Below are 20114 nucleotides of genomic sequence, written 5' to 3'. Positions count from 1 at the left end.
GCGGAGATGACTCGACATTTAGTCGCAGTAACAGCATGTGTTAGTGGTGTCGCTCATACCTATATGGCGGCGGAACGGCTCGAAAAGCTCTGTCAGCAAGAAAAGTGGACCGTAAAAATCGAAACTCAAGGTGCGCTAGGAATTGAAAATGAGTTGTCGCAAACGGATATCGAACAAGCCGATGTGGTATTGCTGATCACCGATATTGAGCTGGCGGGAGCGGCGCGTTTCGTACATTGCCGTTGTGTGCAATCCGGTATTAATGCATTCCTGCGCGAGCCGCAAAAAGCGATGTCGGCGGCGCGACGAATTTTTGGCACTCCGCAAGACACTCGTATTATTCTCGATTAATTGTTCTTTCCGTCAACTGACTATGATACTGGCGTCGATATTCCGACGGCGATCGCTCGGTATTCTTCCTGAATAAACGGCAAAAATAGTTGCTGTCGACAAAACCGCAGGCATGAGCCACCTCTTTCACCTTCAATTCGTAGCGTTTCAGTAATGTTTTGGCATGTTCCAGGCGGGTGTGGTTTAGATATTCGTTAAAGCCCACCGTACCGGTTTTCTGAAAAAGATGTGAAAGGTAGTTCGGTGAGATATGAAATACCTGAGCAACAGACTCTCGGGTTAAAGGTTCTGCATAATTTTCATCAATGTATTCCCGCACGGCTTCGAAAAGTGCCTGACTACGTGAAGCGGTCTGGATTTGGCTATCAAGCAAATCAGTACAATGACTCAGAATACTACTGACAATAAACCGCGCTGTTTGCTGATCGTGTGGTTGCATGACCAGTTCGTTGAGTGCCTGAAGCAAAAACGAGCCGATTCGCGGCCCGCGGCGAGCAACGTTCTGTTTACCCAGTGTTTTAAACGTCGTTCCATCCCATCGCAGAATACTGAATCCAAGTTGCTGTTTGCCAAATAGAATACTTAACGTCGTGACGGGCGAATTCCATTGCGGGTTGTTCCAGCATTTTGCTGGAACGTAGAGCACGTCATGCTGCTCAAGTCTGGCCGGCATTCCCGCATCGCAGGCGTCCATTAAAACGCCATCTAACACGACTTCGATTCGCGGAAAATCAACCTGATAAGCAAGTTCGGATGGGGCGGTTTGGCTGTCTGCAAGCCAGATACGCTGAATGCCTGAGGGGCTATTGAGCAGATGAGAAATAAGTTGGCTCACGTCGTAGTTCATAACGCCCCGCAGTGGGTCAGAAGGATGAGAGAGTAATCACCAGGCCACCTCATTTTTGAGATGGCCTGGTCAGCAACTTACTGATTACCCTTCTGATCGCCGAAAGGCAAGGTGTCATAGTCGATCAGTGCATTTTTCTTATACGGATTACCAATCCAGCGAGTTGTTTCTTTAAACTCCGGGCTGGTTATTGAGCGGGTCGGATCGAATCCGTCGTAACTCAGTCCTGCCAAATCAGACCAGGTATGTATCAGCTCTGAACTGCTGTATTTGCGATTAACGTCCGCTGAGAAATCACGCGGATGTTCCGCCTGCCATTTTTCGGAAGCCCAAAGAATAAATGGCACCGTATACATGTGACGGGTTGGGTTTTCCTCGTTACGGCCTTGAGTTTGATGCGGTGGCGTATCGTAAACCTCTTCACCATGGTCTGAGAAATAGAGCAGGAAACCATTCGGATCGGTGGCCTTGTAATCCTTAATCAGGCTTGAGACAACGTGATCGTTATACAGGTTAGCGTTGTCATAATCGTTCCACGCTTCCTTTTGATCATCGCTTAAGCCGGCAGGGATTCCGGTCGTTTGATTATCAAATTTCCCCCAGTTTTCTGGGTAACGGTACTTGTATTTAATGTGTGTTCCGAGCAGATGCACAATGATGAATTTCTTTGGTGCAGGGTCGGCCAGGACTTCTTTAAACGGTGCCAGTACATTACTGTCGTACTCACGTGCACTTTGCGTACGCTGCTGATTCATATAGAACTGTTTATCAGTCTGGCGCGAGAATACCGTCAGCATGGTGTTACGTTCGGTCATTGTCTGCTGATTGGTAATCCAGAAGGTTTTATATCCTGCCTGTTTCATCATATTCATCAGCGTCGGCTTGCTCAGATAAAGATCTGGGTTCTTCTCGTTCGCGAAGGTTAAAGCTTGCTGGAGAATTTCGATGGTGTAAGGACGTGAAGTCACTACGTCGTTAAATACCGTCATCCCTTTATCTGATTTAGACAACGTATCCAGTTCCGGCGTTGTCTCTCTTGAATAGCCGTACAGGCTCATGCGACCGCGTTGGGTAGACTCCCCAATAACCAGCACTAAAGTGCGCGGTGTATTGGCGTTTTCGTCTTTAAGATTCGCCAGCGGAGGCAGAGCATTGTTTTCGTTAAGCAGGCTATTCAGGCTGTCCAGTTGCTGGCGGTATTGATAGTAGCCAGAAATAAACTGCCACGGTGCCGCGGGTTCCATGCGTGAAGAAAGACCGGAAACGGTTTTGCTAAACGGTTGATGGTTTATCGCATTGCGGACCAATGGGTGCAGAATTAATGCATAAAGGATAATGAGCGATGCCAACCAGCGCCATGGTTTAGGGATGTACACAGGGCGTAGACGGGACCACAGGAATAGGCATATCGCAGTGTAGATAAGCGCTGTCAGGACAATCTTCAGGCTAAAGTACTGGCTTAAATATTCACCGGCTTCGCCTGCATTTGATTCGAACATGACAAACAGAACGCTTTGTGAAAACTCCTGCCCGTAAATAACGAAATAACAGATTGCCGCTAATGATGTTGCCCAAAGCACTACGCCAATGACTGCGGCGATGATCCGCGTCCGCGCAGGGAACAAGAATACAGGGACAAGCCAAAGGGAGCTGTATAACAGAGAGTCACGTAAGCCGTTAGTGCCGCTATATCCGCTGATTAATATTTTGGCTTGTAATGCCGTGGAGAAAAACCAAAAAAAGAGTAATGCCCATCCCAGAGCTATCCAGCTAAACTTTTGTTTAGCTTGGTTTTTTATAGAAAACATAAACTGTGCCTGTCGACAAAAAGTATCGCCTAGTTTGGCGATTAAATCTTAATCAAACCTTAATCAAGGTGAAAAAGGCCATATGCTCGTTCGTGGTATGAGTTTTGAACGAAAAGTTTGCAGGCGGAAATATATGAAATGTGAATGAATTAAGACAGTTGAATTTAACAATCCCCCGTTTTTTTCACGGGGGATTGTTAAAGGGTTTAACTTAGCCTGTGTTACGCATACCTGCTGCAACACCAGCAATAGTCACCATTAGCGCTTGTTCTACCTGCGCGTCTGGTTCTTCGCCTTTCTCTTCAGACTGACGCGAACGATGCAACAATTCAGCCTGTAATACGTTCAGCGGGTCGGTGTAGATATTACGCAGCTGAATAGATTCGGCGATCCATGGCAGGTCTGCCATCAGATGCGAATCGTTGGCGATATCCAGCACCACTTTGATGTCGGCTTCCAGTTGGTCGCGCAGCTGTTTGCCAAGCGCCCACAGCTCTGGTTTCACCAGACGCTGATCGTAATATTCCGCAAGCCACAGGTCGGCTTTCGCAAAGACCATTTCCAGCATGCCGAGGCGCGTTGAGAAGAATGGCCAGTCGCGACACATGGTTTCCAGCACGTCCTGTTTGCCGTCTTCCACCACTTTTTGTAGCGCAGCACCGGCACCCAGCCAGGCTGGCAACATCAGGCGGTTCTGCGTCCAGGCGAAGATCCACGGAATGGCACGCAGGGACTCAACGCCACCGTTAGGTTTACGTTTTGCAGGGCGAGAGCCCAGCGGCAGTTTACCCAGCTCCAGCTCTGGTGTTGCCGAACGGAAGTACGGCACGAAATCTTCGTTTTCGCGTATGTATCCACGATACATATCACATGAGGTGACAGACAGATCCTCCATGATATGTTTCCACTCTTTCTTCGGTTCTGGCGGCGGAAGAAGGTTGGCTTCGAGAATCGCACTGGTGTAGAGCGACAGGCTACTGATAGTGATTTCTGGCAGACCGTATTTAAAGCGAATCATCTCGCCTTGCTCAGTCACGCGCAGGCCGCCTTTCAGGCTTCCCGGTGGTTGAGAAAGCAGAGCAGCGTGTGCTGGTGCACCGCCACGGCCAATTGAACCGCCGCGTCCATGGAAGAGCGTCAGTGTAATTCCCGCTTTCTCGCAGGTTTTGATCAGCGCGTCCTGAGCCTGGTACTGCGCCCATGATGCCGCCATGACGCCTGCATCTTTTGCCGAGTCAGAATAGCCAATCATGACCATCTGTTTGCCCTGAATAAAGCCGCGATACCAGTCGATATTCAGCAACTGTGTCATGACATCATCGGCGTTGTTCAGGTCGTCGAGCGTTTCGAAAAGCGGAGCAACAGGCAGTGCGAAGGTGCAACCGGCTTCTTTCAGCAACAAATGAACAGCCAGCACGTCAGATGGGGTTTTCGCCATGGAAATAACGTAAGCGGCGATGGAGCCACGCGGGGCTTCGGCAACCACTTTGCAGGTTTCCAGCACTTCGCGGGTATCGTCGCTTGGCTCCCACTGGCGCGGCAGAAGTGGACGCTTAGAATTCAGTTCACGGATCAGGAATGCTTGCTTGTCTGCTTCAGACCAGCTTTCGTAATCACCAATGCCCAGGTAGCGCGTCATTTCGCCCAGTGCTTCGGTGTGACGAGTGCTTTCCTGGCGGACATCAATACGCACTAGCGGCACGCCAAAACTCTTCACGCGGCGCAGGGTATCAAGCAGTTGGCCGTTAGCGATGATGCCCATGCCACACGCTTGCAGCGACTGGTAACATGCATAAAGCGGATCCCAAAGCTGTTCGTTTTGAGTCAGTAAACCTTCTGGTTTTGGCAGGCGCTGGCCTTTCAGGCGAGCTTCCAGCCAGGCTTGAGTCGACAGCAACTGCTGACGAATGCCTTTCATGATGCAGCGGTAAGGTTCTTGCGCAGCGTCAGGGCCAGCCAGTTCGCTCAACTCAGGTGTGCATTCCACCATTGAAAGTTCGGAAATGAGCACCTGGATGTCACGCAGGAATAGATCGGTGGCTTTCCAGCGGCTTAACAGCAGGACGTGGCGAGTAATATCAGCGGTCACGTTCGGGTTGCCGTCACGGTCGCCGCCCATCCATGAGGTGAAACGTACCGGGACAAAATCGACCGGCAGTTTGTAATTCAGGTTGTCTTCAAGCTGTTCGTTCAGCTCACGCAGGTAGTTTGGAACCCCTTCCCACAGGCTGTTTTCTACTACCGCAAAGCCCCATTTTGCTTCATCTACTGGGGAAGGTCGGTGCTTACGAATTTCATCGGTGTGCCAGGCCTGAGCGACCAGTTGGCGCAGGCGACGCATAATTTGGTTGCGTTCGTAATCGGCGATGTCGCTGTGGTCGAGTTGCTTCAGGCAACTGTTAACTTCAACCAGCTTGTGAATCAGGGTGCGACGGGTAATTTCGGTTGGGTGCGCGGTCAGCACTAATTCCAGTGACAATGACTCAACAGCATTACGAATGGCGTCTTCGCTAAGATCGGGCTGATTTTTTAATTTTTGGAGTGTCTTAGCAATAACTTCAGGATTGCTGGCAGCTTCGCCATTGGCGGAAATGCTGTGATATTGCTCGGCGGTGTTGGCCAGGTTCAGGAATTGGCTGAATGCACGGGCTACAGGAAGTAGTTCGTCGTTAGACAGGTTCTGTAACGTGGTTAGCAGCTCCTGGCGGTTGGCTTCATTGCCAGCCCGTGAGGACTTAGACAATTTGCGGATTGTTTCTACGCGGTCAAGAATGTTTTCACCTAACGCATCCTTGATGGTATCCCCGAGCAACTTGCCGAGCATACTGACATTACTTCGCAAAGCGGAATACTGTTCGTTCATATGACCCCAGACACCCTATCCAATCTAATATGTAATTTAATTTCACCCGTGAAGGTTCAACACCGTCTTTATAAAGCCACGTAAGTCTACTTTCGTCAATTGCTACGAAATCGTTTCAGCAAACGAATAAATTGCGCTAATTCATGAAATTTAATTACTAACTTCGTGGATAAGCGTTTCTTATGAGGATCCGCTAAAAAGCAGCGTAAAAAGGGGGCAAAACCCCCTGAATCGCTATTTTTCAATGCCAGCAAAAATGATGCACTACCTGTGTGATCAGTTTGCGAGTTGGCTCGATAAAACGTGTTTCGATGTATTCGTCCGGCTGGTGCGCCTGGTTGATGGAACCCGGTCCGAGCACTAACGTCGGGCAAAGGGTTTGAATAAATGGTGCTTCGGTGCAGTAGTTCACTACTTCTGTTTGCGCGCCGAGCAATTTCTCAACCACTTGCACCAACTGGTGATCTTTGGCGCATTCATAGCCCGGAATTGGCGGATGCAGTTCGGAAATCGTCAGGCGGCCTGGCCATTTTTGGCTAACCGGTTCCAGCGCTTCATTAAGCAAACCGTTCAGATCATTTAATGTCAGCCCCGGCAGCGGGCGAATATCCATATGCAGTTCGCAGCAGGCACAAATGCGGTTGGCAGCATCGCCACCGCTAATATGGCCAAGATTTAGCGTTGGATACGGCACGGTGAAAGCGTCATGGTGATAACGTTCTTTCAGCGTGTTTTTCAGCGACATAATGTGGCCGATAGCGTCATGCATTAACTCAATAGCATTGACACCGCGAGCCGGATCGCTGGAGTGACCGGACTGGCCGAGAATGCGAATCGCATTCGAGATATGGCCCTTATGCGCACGCACTGGCTGCAAAGAGGTCGGTTCGCCGATGATGGCGCAATCCGGACGTAGGCTGGTGGTTTCAGAGAAATAACGCGCACCTGCCATCGTCGTTTCTTCATCGGCAGTCGCCAGAATATAAAGTGGTTTTTTAAGCGTCGTGACATCGACATCGCGCAGCGCATCGAGAATAAACGCAAAGAAACCTTTCATATCGGCTGTGCCGAGGCCGTAGAGCTTATTTTCGTGCTCGGTCAGCGTGAAGGGGTCGCGTGTCCAGCGGCCATCATCAAACGGCACGGTATCGGTATGACCCGCCAGCAACAACCCGCCAGCGCCGCTTCCGGTGCTCGCCAGCATATTGAATTTATTGCGCGTACCCGGCACCGCCTGGATTTCGACTTTAAATCCAAGATCGCGGAACCATCCCGCCAGTAAATTGATTAAAGACTCATTGCTCTGATCCAACGCACTGTCGGTGGCGCTGATGGAAGGAGTCGCGATCAACGCGCGGTAAATCTCGATAAAAGGAGGTAATTTCATCTTCACTGTTGACAGGCCTTAGCTCGGGTTGGTATACATAATCATGCAGTTATATTGAATAAAAATACAATATTTGTTGCCGTAAGGGAACCCCAGGTTCCGGTGGATTTAACCACGTAAATGTACGTTGGGTGATGGCTTACCAGCTGACACCTTTAGCAGACACAACCTAAGAAGGTGTACAGCCGAGATGTTGAATACGCTGATTGTTGGTGCCAGCGGTTATGCGGGCGCAGAACTTGTGACCTATTTGAATCGCCATCCTCATATGAACATAACCGCATTGACGGTTTCAGCGCAAAGTAATGACGCAGGAAAGTTGATATCTGATTTGCATCCGCAGCTAAAAGGTATCGTCGACTTGCCGTTACAGCCAATGTCAGATATCAGCAAATTTACTGACGGCGTAGATGTGGTGTTCCTCGCAACAGCCCATGAAGTGAGCCATGACCTGGCGCCGCAATTTCTGGCGAAAGGCTGTGTCGTCATCGATCTTTCCGGTGCATTCCGCGTTAACGATGCCAGGTTCTATCAGCTCTATTATGGCTTTACGCATCAGCATCCTGAATTGCTTGAGCAAGCGGTTTATGGCCTGGCGGAATGGGAAAGCGACAAGCTGAAAGAAACCAGTTTGATCTCCGTTCCGGGCTGTTACCCAACGGCTTCGCAACTGGCGTTAAAACCTTTGATTGAGGGCGGACTGCTGGATTTGAACCAGTGGCCGGTTATCAATGCGACCAGCGGCGTTAGCGGTGCCGGGCGTAAAGCGGCGATGTCCAACAGTTTCTGCGAAGTGAGCCTGCAACCGTATGGCATTTTTAACCATCGCCATCATCCCGAAATTGTCACGCATTTGGGGACGCCAGTCATTTTTACTCCGCACCTGGGCAATTTCCCGCGTGGGATTCTGGCAACCATTACCTGCCGCCTGAAAGATGGCGTGACGCAGCAGCAAGTCGCTGATGCTTTTAACCAGGCATATCAAGATAAACCTCTGGTGCGCCTGTATGAGAATGGTGTGCCAGCGCTAAAAAATGTTGTTGGCCTGCCGTTCTGCGATATTGGTTTTGCCGTGCAGGGTGAGCATCTGATTGTTGTCGCAACTGAAGACAATCTGCTTAAAGGTGCATCGGCTCAAGCAGTGCAGTGCCTGAATATTCGTTTTGGCTTTGCCGAAACACAGTCTCTTATTTAATTAACGCCGGGTGACATGATGAATCCATTAATTATCAAATTAGGTGGCGTGCTGCTGGATAGCGAAGAAGCGCTGGAGCGTCTGTTTACCGCGCTGGTCAATTACCGCGAATCCCATCAACGCCCGCTGGTTATTGTGCACGGCGGCGGATGCCTGGTAGATGAGTTAATGAAAAAGCTCTCATTGCCGGTGACGAAGAAAAACGGCCTGCGTGTGACGCCTGCTGACCAGATTGACATTATTACCGGTGCGCTGGCGGGTACGGCGAACAAAACGTTGTTGGCGTGGGCGAAAAAGCATGGCATCAATGGTGTCGGTCTTTGCCTAGGTGATGGCGACAGCGTAACCGTGACCAAACTCGATGAAGCGTTGGGTCATGTGGGCCTGGCGAAACCGGGTTCGGCAAAGTTGATTACCACGCTTTTAGATTCTGGCTTCCTGCCGATTGTCAGCTCTATTGGCGTGACCGCCGAAGGCGAGTTGATGAACGTGAATGCTGACCAGGCGGCGACGGCGCTGGCGGCAACGCTTGGTGCTGACCTGATTCTGCTGTCCGACGTGAGCGGGATTCTGGATGGCAAAGGGCAACGTATTGCAGAAATGACGGCGGCGAAAGCGGAGCAGTTAATCGCTCAGGGCATTATTACCGACGGCATGATAGTGAAAGTTAACGCGGCGCTGGATGCAGCACGCACGCTGGGTCGCCCGGTGGATATTGCATCCTGGCGTCATGCGGAACAGCTTCCCTCTTTGTTTAACGGCGTCGCCATCGGCACCCGTATTCTGGCCTAGTTTAAAATTAAGTTTTTGAAGGATAAGACAATGCAAAATCACGGAATCAAAAAAATCGTTCTCGCATACTCTGGCGGCCTGGATACTTCTGCCATCATTCCATGGCTGAAAGAAAACTACGGCGGCTGTGAAGTGGTCGCGTGTGTAGTGGATATCGGCCAGGATCGTGAAGACCTGCAAGGCGTTGAGCAAAAAGCCCTGCGCTCTGGCGCCACTGAATGCTACGTCGTTGATGCGCGCGAAGAGTTCATCAGCGATTACGTTTACCCGGTATTGCAGACCGGCGCACTGTACGAAGGCACCTACTTGCTGGGGACTTCTATGGCGCGTCCGCTTATCGCTAAAGCGCTGGTTGATGTGGCAAACAAAGTGGGCGCAGATGCGCTGTGTCACGGTGCGACCGGCAAAGGAAACGACCAGGTGCGTTTCGAGTCTGCATGGGCTGCACTGGCTCCACATTTGAAAGTGGTTGCGCCATGGCGTGAGTGGAACCTGCGTTCCCGTGAAGCACTGCTGGATTACCTGAAAGAGCGTGACATCCCGACTACCGCTTCTCTTGAGAAAATCTATAGCCGTGACGAAAACGCATGGCACATCTCTACCGAAGGCGGCGTGCTGGAAAGCCCGTGGAATGCACCGAACAAAGATTGCTGGGTCTGGACTGTTGATCCTAAAGAAGCGCCCGATCAGGCAGAAGAAGTTACCGTTACCGTTAAGAAAGGCAAAGTCGTTGCCGTAAACGGCGAAGCGATGACGCCATTCCAGTGCCTGGAAACATTGAACAAGATGGGTTCTAAGCACGGCATCGGTCGTATTGATATCGTCGAAAACCGTCTGGTAGGGATTAAATCCCGTGGTTGCTACGAAACTCCAGGGGGCACCATTATGATGGCGGCTCTGCGTGGCGTTGAGCAACTGGTTCTGGACCGCGATAGCTTCAAATGGCGTGAGCAACTGGGCCTGGAAATGTCCTACGTGGTTTACGATGGCCGTTGGTTCGCACCGCTGCGTAAATCTCTGCAGGCATCTGCGGAATCGCTGGCAGAAGAAGTGAACGGTGAAGTGGTGCTGGAGCTGTATAAAGGCCATGTCACTGCGAAGCAGAAAAAATCTCCGAACAGCCTGTATAGCGAAGAGTTCGCAACGTTTGGCGAAGATGAAGTGTATGACCACAGCCACGCGGGCGGCTTTATCCGTCTGTTCTCTTTGTCGTCACGTATTCGTGCATTGAATGAATTGAAGAAGTAGTTTTTTAATTAATAGCCCTCACCCTAACCCTCTCCCCCAGGAGAGGGGACTTTCTTTTCTCCCTCTCCCAGGGGAGAGGGGCGGGGTGAGGGGGAACAAGACGATAATTTATGGAGCATCAATATGGCACTTTGGGGTGGACGTTTTACTCAGGCAGCAGACCAGCGGTTCAAATCGTTCAATGATTCATTACGCTTTGATTACCGATTGGCGGAGTTTGATATTGTGGGTTCTGTCGCCTGGTCCAAAGCGCTTGTTACTGTTGGTGTTCTGACTGTTGCTGAGCAGCAGGAGCTTGAGCAGGCATTGAATGTCCTGCTGGAAGACGTGCAGGCCAATCCGCAGGCGATTCTTGAGAGCGATGCGGAAGACATTCACAGCTGGGTGGAAGGCAAGCTCATCGATAAAGTCGGTGCGCTGGGTAAGAAACTCCACACTGGCCGTAGCCGTAATGATCAGGTCGCCACCGATCTTAAACTGTGGTGCAAAATGCAGGTTAGCGAACTGCTCGTAGCCACTCGCCAACTGCAACATGCGCTGGTTGAAACCGCAGAAAACAATCAAGACGCTGTGATGCCGGGCTATACCCATTTACAACGTGCACAGCCGGTGACTTTTGCGCACTGGTGTCTGGCTTATGTTGAAATGCTGGCGCGTGATGAAAGCCGTTTGCAAAGCACCCTCGAGCGCCTCGACGTTAGCCCGTTGGGCAGCGGCGCGTTAGCGGGCACGGCTTATGAAATCGACCGTGAACAACTGGCGGGTTGGTTAGGTTTTGCGTCGGCAACGCGCAACAGCCTGGACAGTGTTTCCGATCGTGACCACGTGCTGGAACTGCTTTCTGATGCTTCCATCGGTATGGTTCACCTGTCGCGTTTCGCTGAAGATCTGATTTTCTTCAATACCGGCGAAGCAGGGTTTGTTGAGTTGTCTGACCGCGTGACATCAGGCTCTTCCCTCATGCCACAGAAGAAAAACCCGGATGCGCTGGAGCTTATCCGTGGCAAATGTGGCCGTGTGCAGGGTGCGCTGACGGGTATGATGATGACCCTCAAAGGGCTGCCGCTGGCGTATAACAAAGATATGCAGGAAGACAAAGAAGGCCTGTTCGACGCGCTCGATACCTGGATGGATTGCTTGCATATGTCGGTGCTGGTGCTGGATGGTATTCAGGTTAAACGCCCGCGCTGTAAAGAAGCCGCCGAGCAGGGTTATGCTAACGCAACTGAACTGGCTGATTACCTGGTAGCGAAAGGCGTACCGTTCCGTGAAGCGCACCATATCGTCGGTGAAGCTGTAGTAGAAGCGATTCGCCAGGGCAAAGCGCTGGAAGCATTGTCACTCACCGATTTGCAGAAATTCAGCGCAACGATTGGTGATGATGTTTATCCGATTCTGTCTTTGCAATCCTGCCTTGATAAGCGCGCAGCAAAAGGCGGCGTGTCTCCTCAGCAGGTGGCTTTGGCGATTAGCGACGCGAAACAACGATTGATCTAAAATCATTGCGTTACAAAATGAGCCTGGCCTTGTGCCGGGCTTTTTTGTTTTTAGCGGATAAAAAAAGAGCGGACATTACGTCCGCTAAATAACTCACGTTGGCTTCAGTTTTAGTTCGGAGAACAGAGGAGTTCCCTACAGCACAACCTGGTCATGGATGGTTTGTGCTGTTGCTGGCTATTATTCAACATCAATGGTTGATAGGGATAATCGTTCGTTGCTATGATTTCTATCGCCATGGGCTATCATGGCGACGGAGGATAGAGAATGAATATTCGTGATCTAGAATACCTGGTGGCGCTGGCAGAACATCGTCACTTTCGTCGGGCAGCGGATGCCTGCCATGTCAGTCAGCCAACGCTTAGCGGTCAGATTCGTAAACTTGAAGATGAACTTGGCGTAATGTTGCTTGAACGTACCAGCCGTAAAGTCTTGTTCACTCAGGCGGGTTTGCTGCTGGTGGATCAGGCACGTACGGTGTTGCGCGAAGTTAAAGTGCTCAAAGAGATGGCAAGTCAGCAGGGCGAGGCGATGTCCGGGCCGCTGCACATTGGCTTGATCCCCACTGTTGGGCCTTATCTGTTACCGCAGATTATCCCGGAACTGCACAAAACCTTCCCTAAGCTGGAAATGTACCTGCACGAGGCGCAAACCCATCAACTGTTAGCGCAGCTTGATAGCGGAAAACTCGACTGTGCAATTCTGGCATTGGTGAAAGAGAGCGAAGCGTTTATCGAAGTGCCATTGTTTGACGAGCCGATGATGCTGGCGATTTACCAGGATCACGCGTGGGCAGATCGCGATCGCGTGCCGTTGTCTGATTTGGCTGGTGAAAAACTGCTGATGCTGGAAGACGGGCATTGTTTGCGCGATCAGGCGTTAGGTTTCTGCTTTGAAGCGGGTGCCGATGAAGATACCCATTTCCGTGCAACCAGCCTCGAAACGCTGCGCAACATGGTCGCCGCCGGAAGCGGTATCACATTGTTACCTGCGCTGGCTGTGCCGAACGAACGTTGCCGCGATGGCGTGGTTTATTTGCCATGTTATAAACCAGAGCCGCGTCGTACTATCGGCCTGGTTTATCGTCCGGGTTCTCCGCTGCGTGGTCGCTATGAGCAACTCGCAGAGGCCATCCGTACCCATATGGATGGCCATTTTGAGCCAGCGTTAAAACAAGCGGTTCAAGCCGTTTAAAGCTGCTACCCGATAGGCTTCCGCCATAGTTGGGTAGTTGAAGGTGGTGTTAACAAAGTACTCAATGGTATTGCCGCCACCTTTCTGTTCCATAATCGCCTGGCCGATGTGAATAATTTCGGCCGCGCGTTCACCAAAGCAGTGAATCCCTAAAATCTCTTTCGTCTCACGATGGAAGAGAATTTTTAGTGTGCCCACGTTCATACCGACGATTTGTGCGCGAGCAAGGTGTTTGAACTGCGCCCGACCTACTTCGTACGGTACTTTCATCGATGTTAACTGCTGTTCGGTTTTCCCGACTGAGCTGATTTCCGGAATGGTATAAATACCGGTCGGGATATCTTCAATCAGATGCGCCGTCGCTTCACCTTTGACCATCGCTTGTGCAGCGATTCGGCCCTGATCGTAAGCCGCTGAGGCCAGACTTGGATAACCAATCACATCGCCTACTGCATAAATGTGCGGCTGTGCGGTCTGATACATGCTGTTGACCTTCAACAGACCACGACCATCGGCTTCCAGCCCCACATTTTCCAGTGACAAAGAATCGGTATTACCGGTGCGCCCGTTCGCATAAAGCAGGCAGTCAGCTTTCACTTTTTTGCCAGACTTTAACGACACAATCACGCCATCTTCCACACCTTCAATATTCTCGAACTCTTCGTTGTGACGAATAACCACGCCGCTGTTCCAGAAGTGGTAAGAGAGCGAATCAGACATCTCCTGATCGAGAAACGCCAGCAGACGGTCACGAGTGTTAATCAAATCAACTTTGACGTTCATGCCACGGAAAATCGATGCGTACTCGCAACCAATCACCCCCGCGCCATAAATAATGACGTGGCGGGGTTCGTGGTGCAGGTTAAGAATGGAATCGCTGTCGTACACACGCGGATGTGAAAAATCGACTTCCGGTGGACGATACGGGCGCGAGCCACAGGCTATCAGGAATTTCTCGGCGGTAATCATCTCCACCGAACCATCGTGACATTCCAGCGAAATAGTATGCGCATCGACAAAACGTGCATCGCCTTGCAGCATCTCGCAGCGATTGCGCTCATAGAAGCTCTGGCGCATACGAGTCTGTTGGTTAATTACGCTGTCGGCATGATTGAGAATGTCGGCGAAGGAAGAACGGAGTAGATGGGTGTGGTCGCTGTATAAAGGGTTTTGATTAAATTCGATAATGCGGCTGACGGCGTGGCGGAGGGCTTTCGAGGGGATGGTTCCCCAATGGGTACAGCCGCCACCCACGTTATGGTAGCGCTCAACAACAGCTACCCTTGCTCCAAGTTTCACCAGCCCCATTGCAGCGCCTTCGCCGCCTGGGCCGGAACCAATTACTACTGCGTCATAATCGTAGGTGTGTGACATGGTAAGGCTTACCTGTTCTTATACATAAAAGCAACACGATGGTAACATTAACGCCGGGATAACCCAATTGTCGTTGTGCTTTTTGCTGCGTAACGCGAGCAAGCTCGCGTAAACAATCATTCACAAACCTGTATAAAACCAGTTAAGTTATTCTCTGGTATAGTGCGACGTCGATTTAAGAGATTCAGGCAACATGATGGGTGTAAGAGCGCAACAAAAAGAAAGAACCAGGCGTTCTCTGGTCGAAGCCGCGTTTAGTCAATTAAGTGCTGAACGGAGTTTTGCCAGCCTGAGTTTGCGCGAGGTCGCCCGTGAGGCAGGAATTGCGCCAACATCGTTTTATCGCCATTTCCGTGATGTTGATGAACTGGGTCTGACCATGGTTGATGAAAGCGGCCTAATGTTGCGCCAGTTAATGCGCCAGGCTCGCCAACGAATTGCCAAAGGCGGGAGCGTAATTCGAACTTCTGTCTCAACATTTATGGAATTTATCGGTAATAATCCCAACGCATTCCGCTTGCTGTTGCGTGAACGGTCTGGAACGTCTGCCGCGTTCCGTGCCGCTGTCGCGCGTGAAATTCAGCATTTTATTGCGGAACTTGCGGACTATCTGGAACTCGAAAATCGCATGCCGCGCAGTTTCACTGAGGCGCAGGCTGAAGCGATGGTGACGATTGTCTTTAGTGCTGGTGCCGAAGCGTTGGACGTTGATGCCGATCAGCGTCGTCAGCTTGAAGAGCGACTGGTGCTTCAGTTACGTATGATTTCAAAAGGTGCGTATTACTGGTATCGCCGGGAGCAAGAGAAAGTGGCATTAGCTCAAATATCCGAAGAGTGATTGAAAGGAAGAGCAATGAAACAGTTACAAGAGAGAGGTACGCTCGGGTTAGCGTTGATCGCGGGCCTTGCGATTAACGGAACGTTTGCCGCGTTGTTTAGCTCGGTTGTGCCGTTTTCCATTTTCCCTATTATTACGCTGGTGCTGACGGTGTACTGTTTGCATCATCGCTACCAAAACCGCACGATGCCGGTTGGTCTGCCAAGTATTGCAGCGGCTTGTTTTGTGCTGGGAGTGCTGTTGTACAGCGCCGTTGTGCGTGCTGAATATCCGGCAATGGGTTCTAACTTCCTGCCATCGGTACTTTCAGTCGCATTATTGTTCTGGATTGGCTTTAAAGTCCGGGCGCTTAAAACGCAGTTTGCTGAATAATCCCCTGAGCTAAAAACAAAAACGGACGCCGAAGCGTCCGTTTTGCTATTTACGTGTCAGCCACACGCCGCATTCCATATGGTGCGTGTAAGGGAACTGGTCGAATAGCGCCAGGCGCGACACGTTATGCGTTTCGCACAATGTTTCCAGGTTTTCGCACAGGGTTTGCGGATTGCAGGAAATGTAGAGAATACGCGGGTACGCCTGCACCATCTTCACGGTATTTTTATCTAGGCCGCTGCGCGGTGGATCGACAAAAATCGTTTCGCACTGGTAGCTTTTCAGGTCGATGCCTTTCAGGCGGTTAAACTCACGCACGCCATTCATTGCCTGGGTAAAATCTTCAGCTGCCATACGAATGATTTGCACGTTTTCAATTTCATTCGCTTCAATATTGTATTGCGCGGCAGCAACAGACGGCTTGGCGATTTCAGTTGCCAGCACGCGGTTAAAGTTACGTGCCAGTGCCAGCGAGAAGTTACCGTTGCCGCAATACAGTTCCAGCAAATCGCCGCTTGAGTTTTGAGTCGCATCCAGTGCCCATTCCAGCATATGAACATTCATCGCCGCGTTGGGTTGCGTGAAACTGTTTTCCACCTGGCGATAAATCATCTCTTTGCCCGCAACGGTCAAACGCTCGTCGATGAAATCCTGATCCAGCTCGATTTTGGTTTTGGTGGCGCGGCCAATTAAGTGAACGTTGAAACCCTGAGCACGCAGCTTATCGCGCAGCGCCTGGGCGTGTTCTTGCCATTCTTCACCCAGTTTGCGGTGATATAGCAGTGAAACAACCGCCTGGTTGCTCATTGTCGTCAGATAATCAATCTGGAAGAGCTTATGGCGCAGGGCGGGAATATCACGCACGCCGTCGAGCATTGCAGGCATCAACGCGTTGATGAGCGAGCTGGCTGCCGGGAAGGTGTTAACCCGAATGCGCTGCTTCGTCTCCTGGTCAAACATGATGTGGTACAGATCGTCTTCATCATGCCAGATGCGAAATTCAGCACGCATCCGGTAATGGCTGACCGGTGAACGGAACACCTCCGGCGCAGGCGCTGCAAAAGGGGCCATCATGCTTTGCAAGCGGGCGACTTTTTCGGCCAGTTGCGCGTCGTACTGTTCAATTGGGAGATGTTCGGGGGTCATGAGCTGATACCTGTTAATAGAGTCAAACTACGCGGCGAATTGTAGGGAATAGGTTCCTGATGTCCAGTGCTGTTGCACTTTGATGTTTATAGACAAACTTATTAACAAAATCGTAGCATAGCGTTTCCGGCCTTTTTATAAGTTAAAAGGGAACCCAGTGCAATTCTGGGGCTGACGCGCAGCGGTAAGGAATAGTGGGATGAATGCCATGTGCAGACACTGCTTATATAAGTGGGAAGTCATCATCCGTAAAACACATCCAAGCCCGAAGACCTGCCGGTATACGTCGCAATTTGTCATAACTATCGCGTGCTATCGGTTATGTCTGCGGCATCCTTTTTGGAAAGCGGATGCTTATATAAATGAAGTTAAAAAAACTTTCGCTGTTTACGGCGTTGTCCGTAACGGCTTTTTCAGGCTGGGCGCAAGACAGCAATTCTGATGATAGCCTGGTAGTAACGGCTAACCGTTTTCAGCAACCGGTAAATACTGTTCTGGCTCCAACCGATGTTGTTACCCGGGAAGATATCGACCAGTGGCAGGCAAAATCGCTTAACGATGTTATGCGTCGTTTGCCTGGCGTGGATATCGCGCAGTACGGCGGCATTGGGCAAGGTTCTTCTATGTTTATTCGCGGAACCAATGCAAGCCATGTGTTAGTGCTGGTAGACGGTATTCCTATCGCTCGCCCAGGGATTTCTAACACTGCTGATATTAATCAAATCCCCCTCTCATTAGTGCAACGCGTGGAATACATTCGCGGCCCTCGTTCAGCGGTTTATGGATCGGGTGCAATTGGCGGCGTGGTGAATATCATCACGCAGACCGATGAAGAGAAATCGCAAATCAATGCGGGTGTAGGCTCGAACGGCTATCAGCAATACGACGGTACTTTGCGTCATCGTTTTGGTGACACCGTGGCGACGGTCGCGGGTTCGTATGAAATGACCAAAGGTTTCAACGTCCTGCCGGATTCACCTTATAGCGGCGATAGTGACCGCGATGGTTATCGCAGCAAATCTTTCTGGGGCGGGCTTGAGCACAAGTTCAGTGACGAGTTTGATGGTTTCTTCCGTGGTTACGGTTATACCAACAATACCGATTACGACCAGGGGTCGTATGGGTACGCTGGCGGTGGCGATGAAGAGCAACTTTACAACCAGACATTCGATGCGGGCATGCGCTTCCATTCTGGCCTTTACTCTTCTCAGTTGTTGGCTAGCTATCAAAAAGTAAAAGACTACAACTATAGCAGCGTGAATGGCCGCTATAACGACGGTACCACTCTCGACAATATGACCCAGCGTAACATTCAGTGGGGTAATAACTTTGTTGTAGGAAATGGCTCAGTCAGTGCAGGCGTTGATTGGCAGCAGCAGCGCTTGACGTCTTCAGATACGGCAATGTCAGATACCTATAAGCGCGATAACACCGGTGTTTACCTCAGCGGTCAGCAGCAGTTTGGCGATGTGACGCTGGAAGCCTCTGGGCGTGAAGACAATGACGAACAATTTGGCTGGCATGGCACATGGCAGACGGCCGCAGGGTGGGAGTTTGTTGAAGGTTATCGTGCCACGGTTTCTTACGGCACCGGGTTCCTCGCACCATCGCTTGGGCAGCAGTTTGGTTCGACACGCTTTGGTATCGACTCAAATCCAAACCTGAAGCCAGAAGAGTCTAAACAATGGGAAACCGGGCTTGAAGGATTAACAGGGCCAGTAGATTGGCGCTTGTCGGCTTATCATTACCAGATAGAAAACCTGATTACTTACTATTCTGCTCCGGGATCTTTCGAAGGGAATTACGACAACATCAAGTCCGCGACCATCAAAGGGCTGGAATGGACGGGTAGCGTTGATACTGGCATCTTTACCCATAAAGTGACGCTTCAGTATATGGACCCGCGTGATGACCAGACGGATGAGGTGCTGGCTCGTCGTGCCAAGCGTCAGGCTAAGTATCAGCTCGACTGGAGTATGTTTAATGTTGATATGGATGTTGCGTGGCAGTACTACGGCAAACGCTACGACAACAACACTTCTTCGTATAGCCCGACTCAGCAGGTTTTGCCGAGTTACAGTACTGTTGATGTTTCCGCGTCATATCCGGTCACCTCACAGCTAACCGTTCGTGGTAGAATTGCCAACCTGTTCGATAAAGATTACGAGACGGTTTATGGCTATCAAACCCCAGGACGGGAATACTACCTCACTGGCAGCTATACCTTCTAATACACGTCCCACCGTACTGGTTTTTGACTCCGGTGTCGGTGGGCTCTCTGTGTATGACGAAGTCCGGCAGCTTTTGCCTGACCTGCACTATATATATGCTTTCGATAACGTAGCATTTCCCTACGGCGAGAAAAGCGAAGAGTTTATTGTTGAGCGCGTGGTAGAAATTGTGACTGCGGTTCAGGAACGCTACCCGCTCGCACTCGCCATCATTGCTTGTAATACTGCGAGCACCGTTTCACTTCCTGCGCTTCGCGAAAAGTTCGCCTTCCCTGTTGTCGGTGTTGTTCCTGCTATTAAGCCAGCTGCGCGTTTGACGACTAATGGTGTTGTAGGGTTGCTGGCGACTCGCGGCACAGTTCGCCGTCCTTATACTCACGAACTGGTTGCACGCTTTGCGTCAGAATGCAAAATCGAAATGCTCGGTTCGGCGGAACTGGTGGAGTTAGCTGAGGCCAAGTTACATGGCCAGCCAGTTGATCTTGAGGAACTGCGTAAAATCCTGCGCCCGTGGCTGAGAATGAAAGAGCCGCCAGATACCGTGGTATTAGGTTGCACCCATTTCCCACTATTAGAAGAAGAGTTGCTGCAAGTCCTGCCGGAAGGTACCCGGCTGATAGATTCGGGCGCTGCGATTGCGCGTCGAACCGTGTGGCTCTTAGAGCATGAATCTCCGAATGCATTCTCTGCGGATGAGAATATTGCTTTCTGTATGGGACTCACTCCTGAGATTGCGCAATTAACACCCGTATTGCTGCGTTATGGCTTCCAAAGGCTCGAAAAACTGGCAGTTCGCAGCAATTTTGAATAAAAAAACGACGGTTGAAATAAAAATTGAAAATAGGGGTTGTCAGCCTCCAGAAAATCCCTATACTGCGCCTCCACTGACACGGCACAACGGCTTACAAACCGGCCCGTCAGCCAGATGAAAAGCGAAAATAAACGCTTGACTCTGAAAGAGGAAAGCGTAA

The 20114-nt window shown here is 50.7% G+C and carries 16 protein-coding genes and 1 riboswitch; of the genes, 10 read left to right on the top strand and 6 right to left on the bottom strand.

Translation table 11 applies throughout. The annotated features are described in order from the left end of the window. Window positions 1-6: 6 nt before the first annotated feature. A complete protein-coding gene (locus DY231_RS22795) occupies window positions 7-351 on the top strand; it encodes a PTS fructose-like transporter subunit IIB (protein WP_115631636.1) in 345 nt (114 codons plus the stop codon). Here DY231_RS22795 and DY231_RS22790 read toward each other — a convergent pair. From DY231_RS22790 to argE, 4 genes are all read right to left on the bottom strand, one after another. After that, window positions 338-1198, bottom strand: a complete 861-nt coding sequence (locus tag DY231_RS22790) for a helix-turn-helix transcriptional regulator (RefSeq protein ID WP_115631635.1) — start codon at window positions 1196-1198, stop codon at window positions 338-340. The two genes, DY231_RS22795 and DY231_RS22790, sit on opposite strands and share 14 nt — an antisense overlap. Window positions 1199-1275: 77 nt before the next feature. Further along, a complete protein-coding gene (locus DY231_RS22785) occupies window positions 1276-3006 on the bottom strand; it encodes a phosphoethanolamine transferase CptA (protein ID WP_115631634.1) in 1731 nt (576 codons plus the stop codon). A 211-nt stretch (window positions 3007-3217) separates the two neighbouring features. Then, window positions 3218-5869, bottom strand: a complete 2652-nt coding sequence (gene ppc / locus DY231_RS22780; RefSeq protein ID WP_034500080.1) for a phosphoenolpyruvate carboxylase — start codon at window positions 5867-5869, stop codon at window positions 3218-3220. 241 nt (window positions 5870-6110) lie between these two features. Further along, complete coding sequence (gene argE / locus DY231_RS22775) at window positions 6111-7262, bottom strand: acetylornithine deacetylase (RefSeq protein WP_115631633.1); 1152 nt, start codon at window positions 7260-7262, stop codon at window positions 6111-6113. 184 nt (window positions 7263-7446) lie between these two features. Between argE and argC the strand changes: the two genes are divergently transcribed. The 5 genes from argC (at window position 7447) to oxyR (ending at window position 13182) form a co-directional block, all read left to right on the top strand. Next, complete coding sequence (gene argC, locus DY231_RS22770) at window positions 7447-8451, top strand: N-acetyl-gamma-glutamyl-phosphate reductase (protein WP_115631632.1); 1005 nt, start codon at window positions 7447-7449, stop codon at window positions 8449-8451. Between the two features lie 15 nt (window positions 8452-8466). Next, the gene (gene argB / locus DY231_RS22765) at window positions 8467-9243 is read left to right on the top strand and encodes an acetylglutamate kinase (RefSeq protein ID WP_115631631.1); all 777 of its coding nucleotides are present in this window, start codon (window positions 8467-8469) and stop codon (window positions 9241-9243) included. 30 nt (window positions 9244-9273) lie between these two features. Next, on the top strand, window positions 9274-10491 hold the full coding sequence (locus DY231_RS22760) for an argininosuccinate synthase (RefSeq protein ID WP_034500087.1): 1218 nt from the start codon (window positions 9274-9276) through the stop codon (window positions 10489-10491). 123 nt (window positions 10492-10614) lie between these two features. After that, the gene (gene argH / locus DY231_RS22755) at window positions 10615-11988 is read left to right on the top strand and encodes an argininosuccinate lyase (RefSeq protein ID WP_115631630.1); all 1374 of its coding nucleotides are present in this window, start codon (window positions 10615-10617) and stop codon (window positions 11986-11988) included. A gap of 267 nt (window positions 11989-12255) precedes the next feature. Continuing rightward, window positions 12256-13182 carry a DNA-binding transcriptional regulator OxyR gene (gene oxyR, locus DY231_RS22750; RefSeq protein ID WP_115631629.1) on the top strand — a complete coding sequence of 309 codons (927 nt, stop codon included), beginning with the start codon at window positions 12256-12258 and terminating at the stop codon, window positions 13180-13182. Here oxyR and sthA read toward each other — a convergent pair. Continuing rightward, window positions 13156-14556: a Si-specific NAD(P)(+) transhydrogenase gene (gene sthA / locus DY231_RS22745; protein WP_034500091.1), complete on the bottom strand. Its 1401-nt coding sequence runs from the start codon at window positions 14554-14556 to the stop codon at window positions 13156-13158. The two genes, oxyR and sthA, sit on opposite strands and share 27 nt — an antisense overlap. Window positions 14557-14749: 193 nt before the next feature. Here sthA and fabR point away from each other — a divergent pair, with 193 nt between their 5' ends. Then, the gene (gene fabR / locus DY231_RS22740; RefSeq protein WP_115631628.1) at window positions 14750-15394 is read left to right on the top strand and encodes an HTH-type transcriptional repressor FabR; all 645 of its coding nucleotides are present in this window, start codon (window positions 14750-14752) and stop codon (window positions 15392-15394) included. A gap of 15 nt (window positions 15395-15409) precedes the next feature. Next, window positions 15410-15766 carry a YijD family membrane protein gene (locus DY231_RS22735; RefSeq protein ID WP_115631627.1) on the top strand — a complete coding sequence of 119 codons (357 nt, stop codon included), beginning with the start codon at window positions 15410-15412 and terminating at the stop codon, window positions 15764-15766. Between the two features lie 45 nt (window positions 15767-15811). Here the strand turns inward: DY231_RS22735 and trmA are convergent, their stop codons facing one another. Further along, the gene (gene trmA, locus DY231_RS22730) at window positions 15812-16912 is read right to left on the bottom strand and encodes a tRNA (uridine(54)-C5)-methyltransferase TrmA (protein ID WP_115631626.1); all 1101 of its coding nucleotides are present in this window, start codon (window positions 16910-16912) and stop codon (window positions 15812-15814) included. A 110-nt stretch (window positions 16913-17022) separates the two neighbouring features. Further along, window positions 17023-17207: riboswitch (cobalamin riboswitch) on the top strand. Window positions 17208-17274: 67 nt separating this feature from the next. Here trmA and btuB point away from each other — a divergent pair. Further along, window positions 17275-19143 (top strand): TonB-dependent vitamin B12 receptor BtuB, encoded by a 1869-nt coding sequence (gene btuB, locus DY231_RS22725; RefSeq protein WP_115631625.1) that lies wholly within the window; start codon window positions 17275-17277, stop codon window positions 19141-19143. Further along, the gene (gene murI / locus DY231_RS22720) at window positions 19088-19954 is read left to right on the top strand and encodes a glutamate racemase (RefSeq protein ID WP_115631624.1); all 867 of its coding nucleotides are present in this window, start codon (window positions 19088-19090) and stop codon (window positions 19952-19954) included. The genes btuB and murI overlap by 56 nt, the downstream gene beginning before the upstream one ends. The last annotated feature ends 160 nt before the right edge of the window (window positions 19955-20114 follow it).

The organism is Buttiauxella agrestis (genome assembly GCF_900446255.1).
GTDB classification, from domain to species: domain Bacteria; phylum Pseudomonadota; class Gammaproteobacteria; order Enterobacterales; family Enterobacteriaceae; genus Buttiauxella; species Buttiauxella agrestis.
The sequence above is the reverse complement of the archived record's forward strand: the minus strand, read 5'-3'. Positions and strand labels throughout refer to the sequence as shown.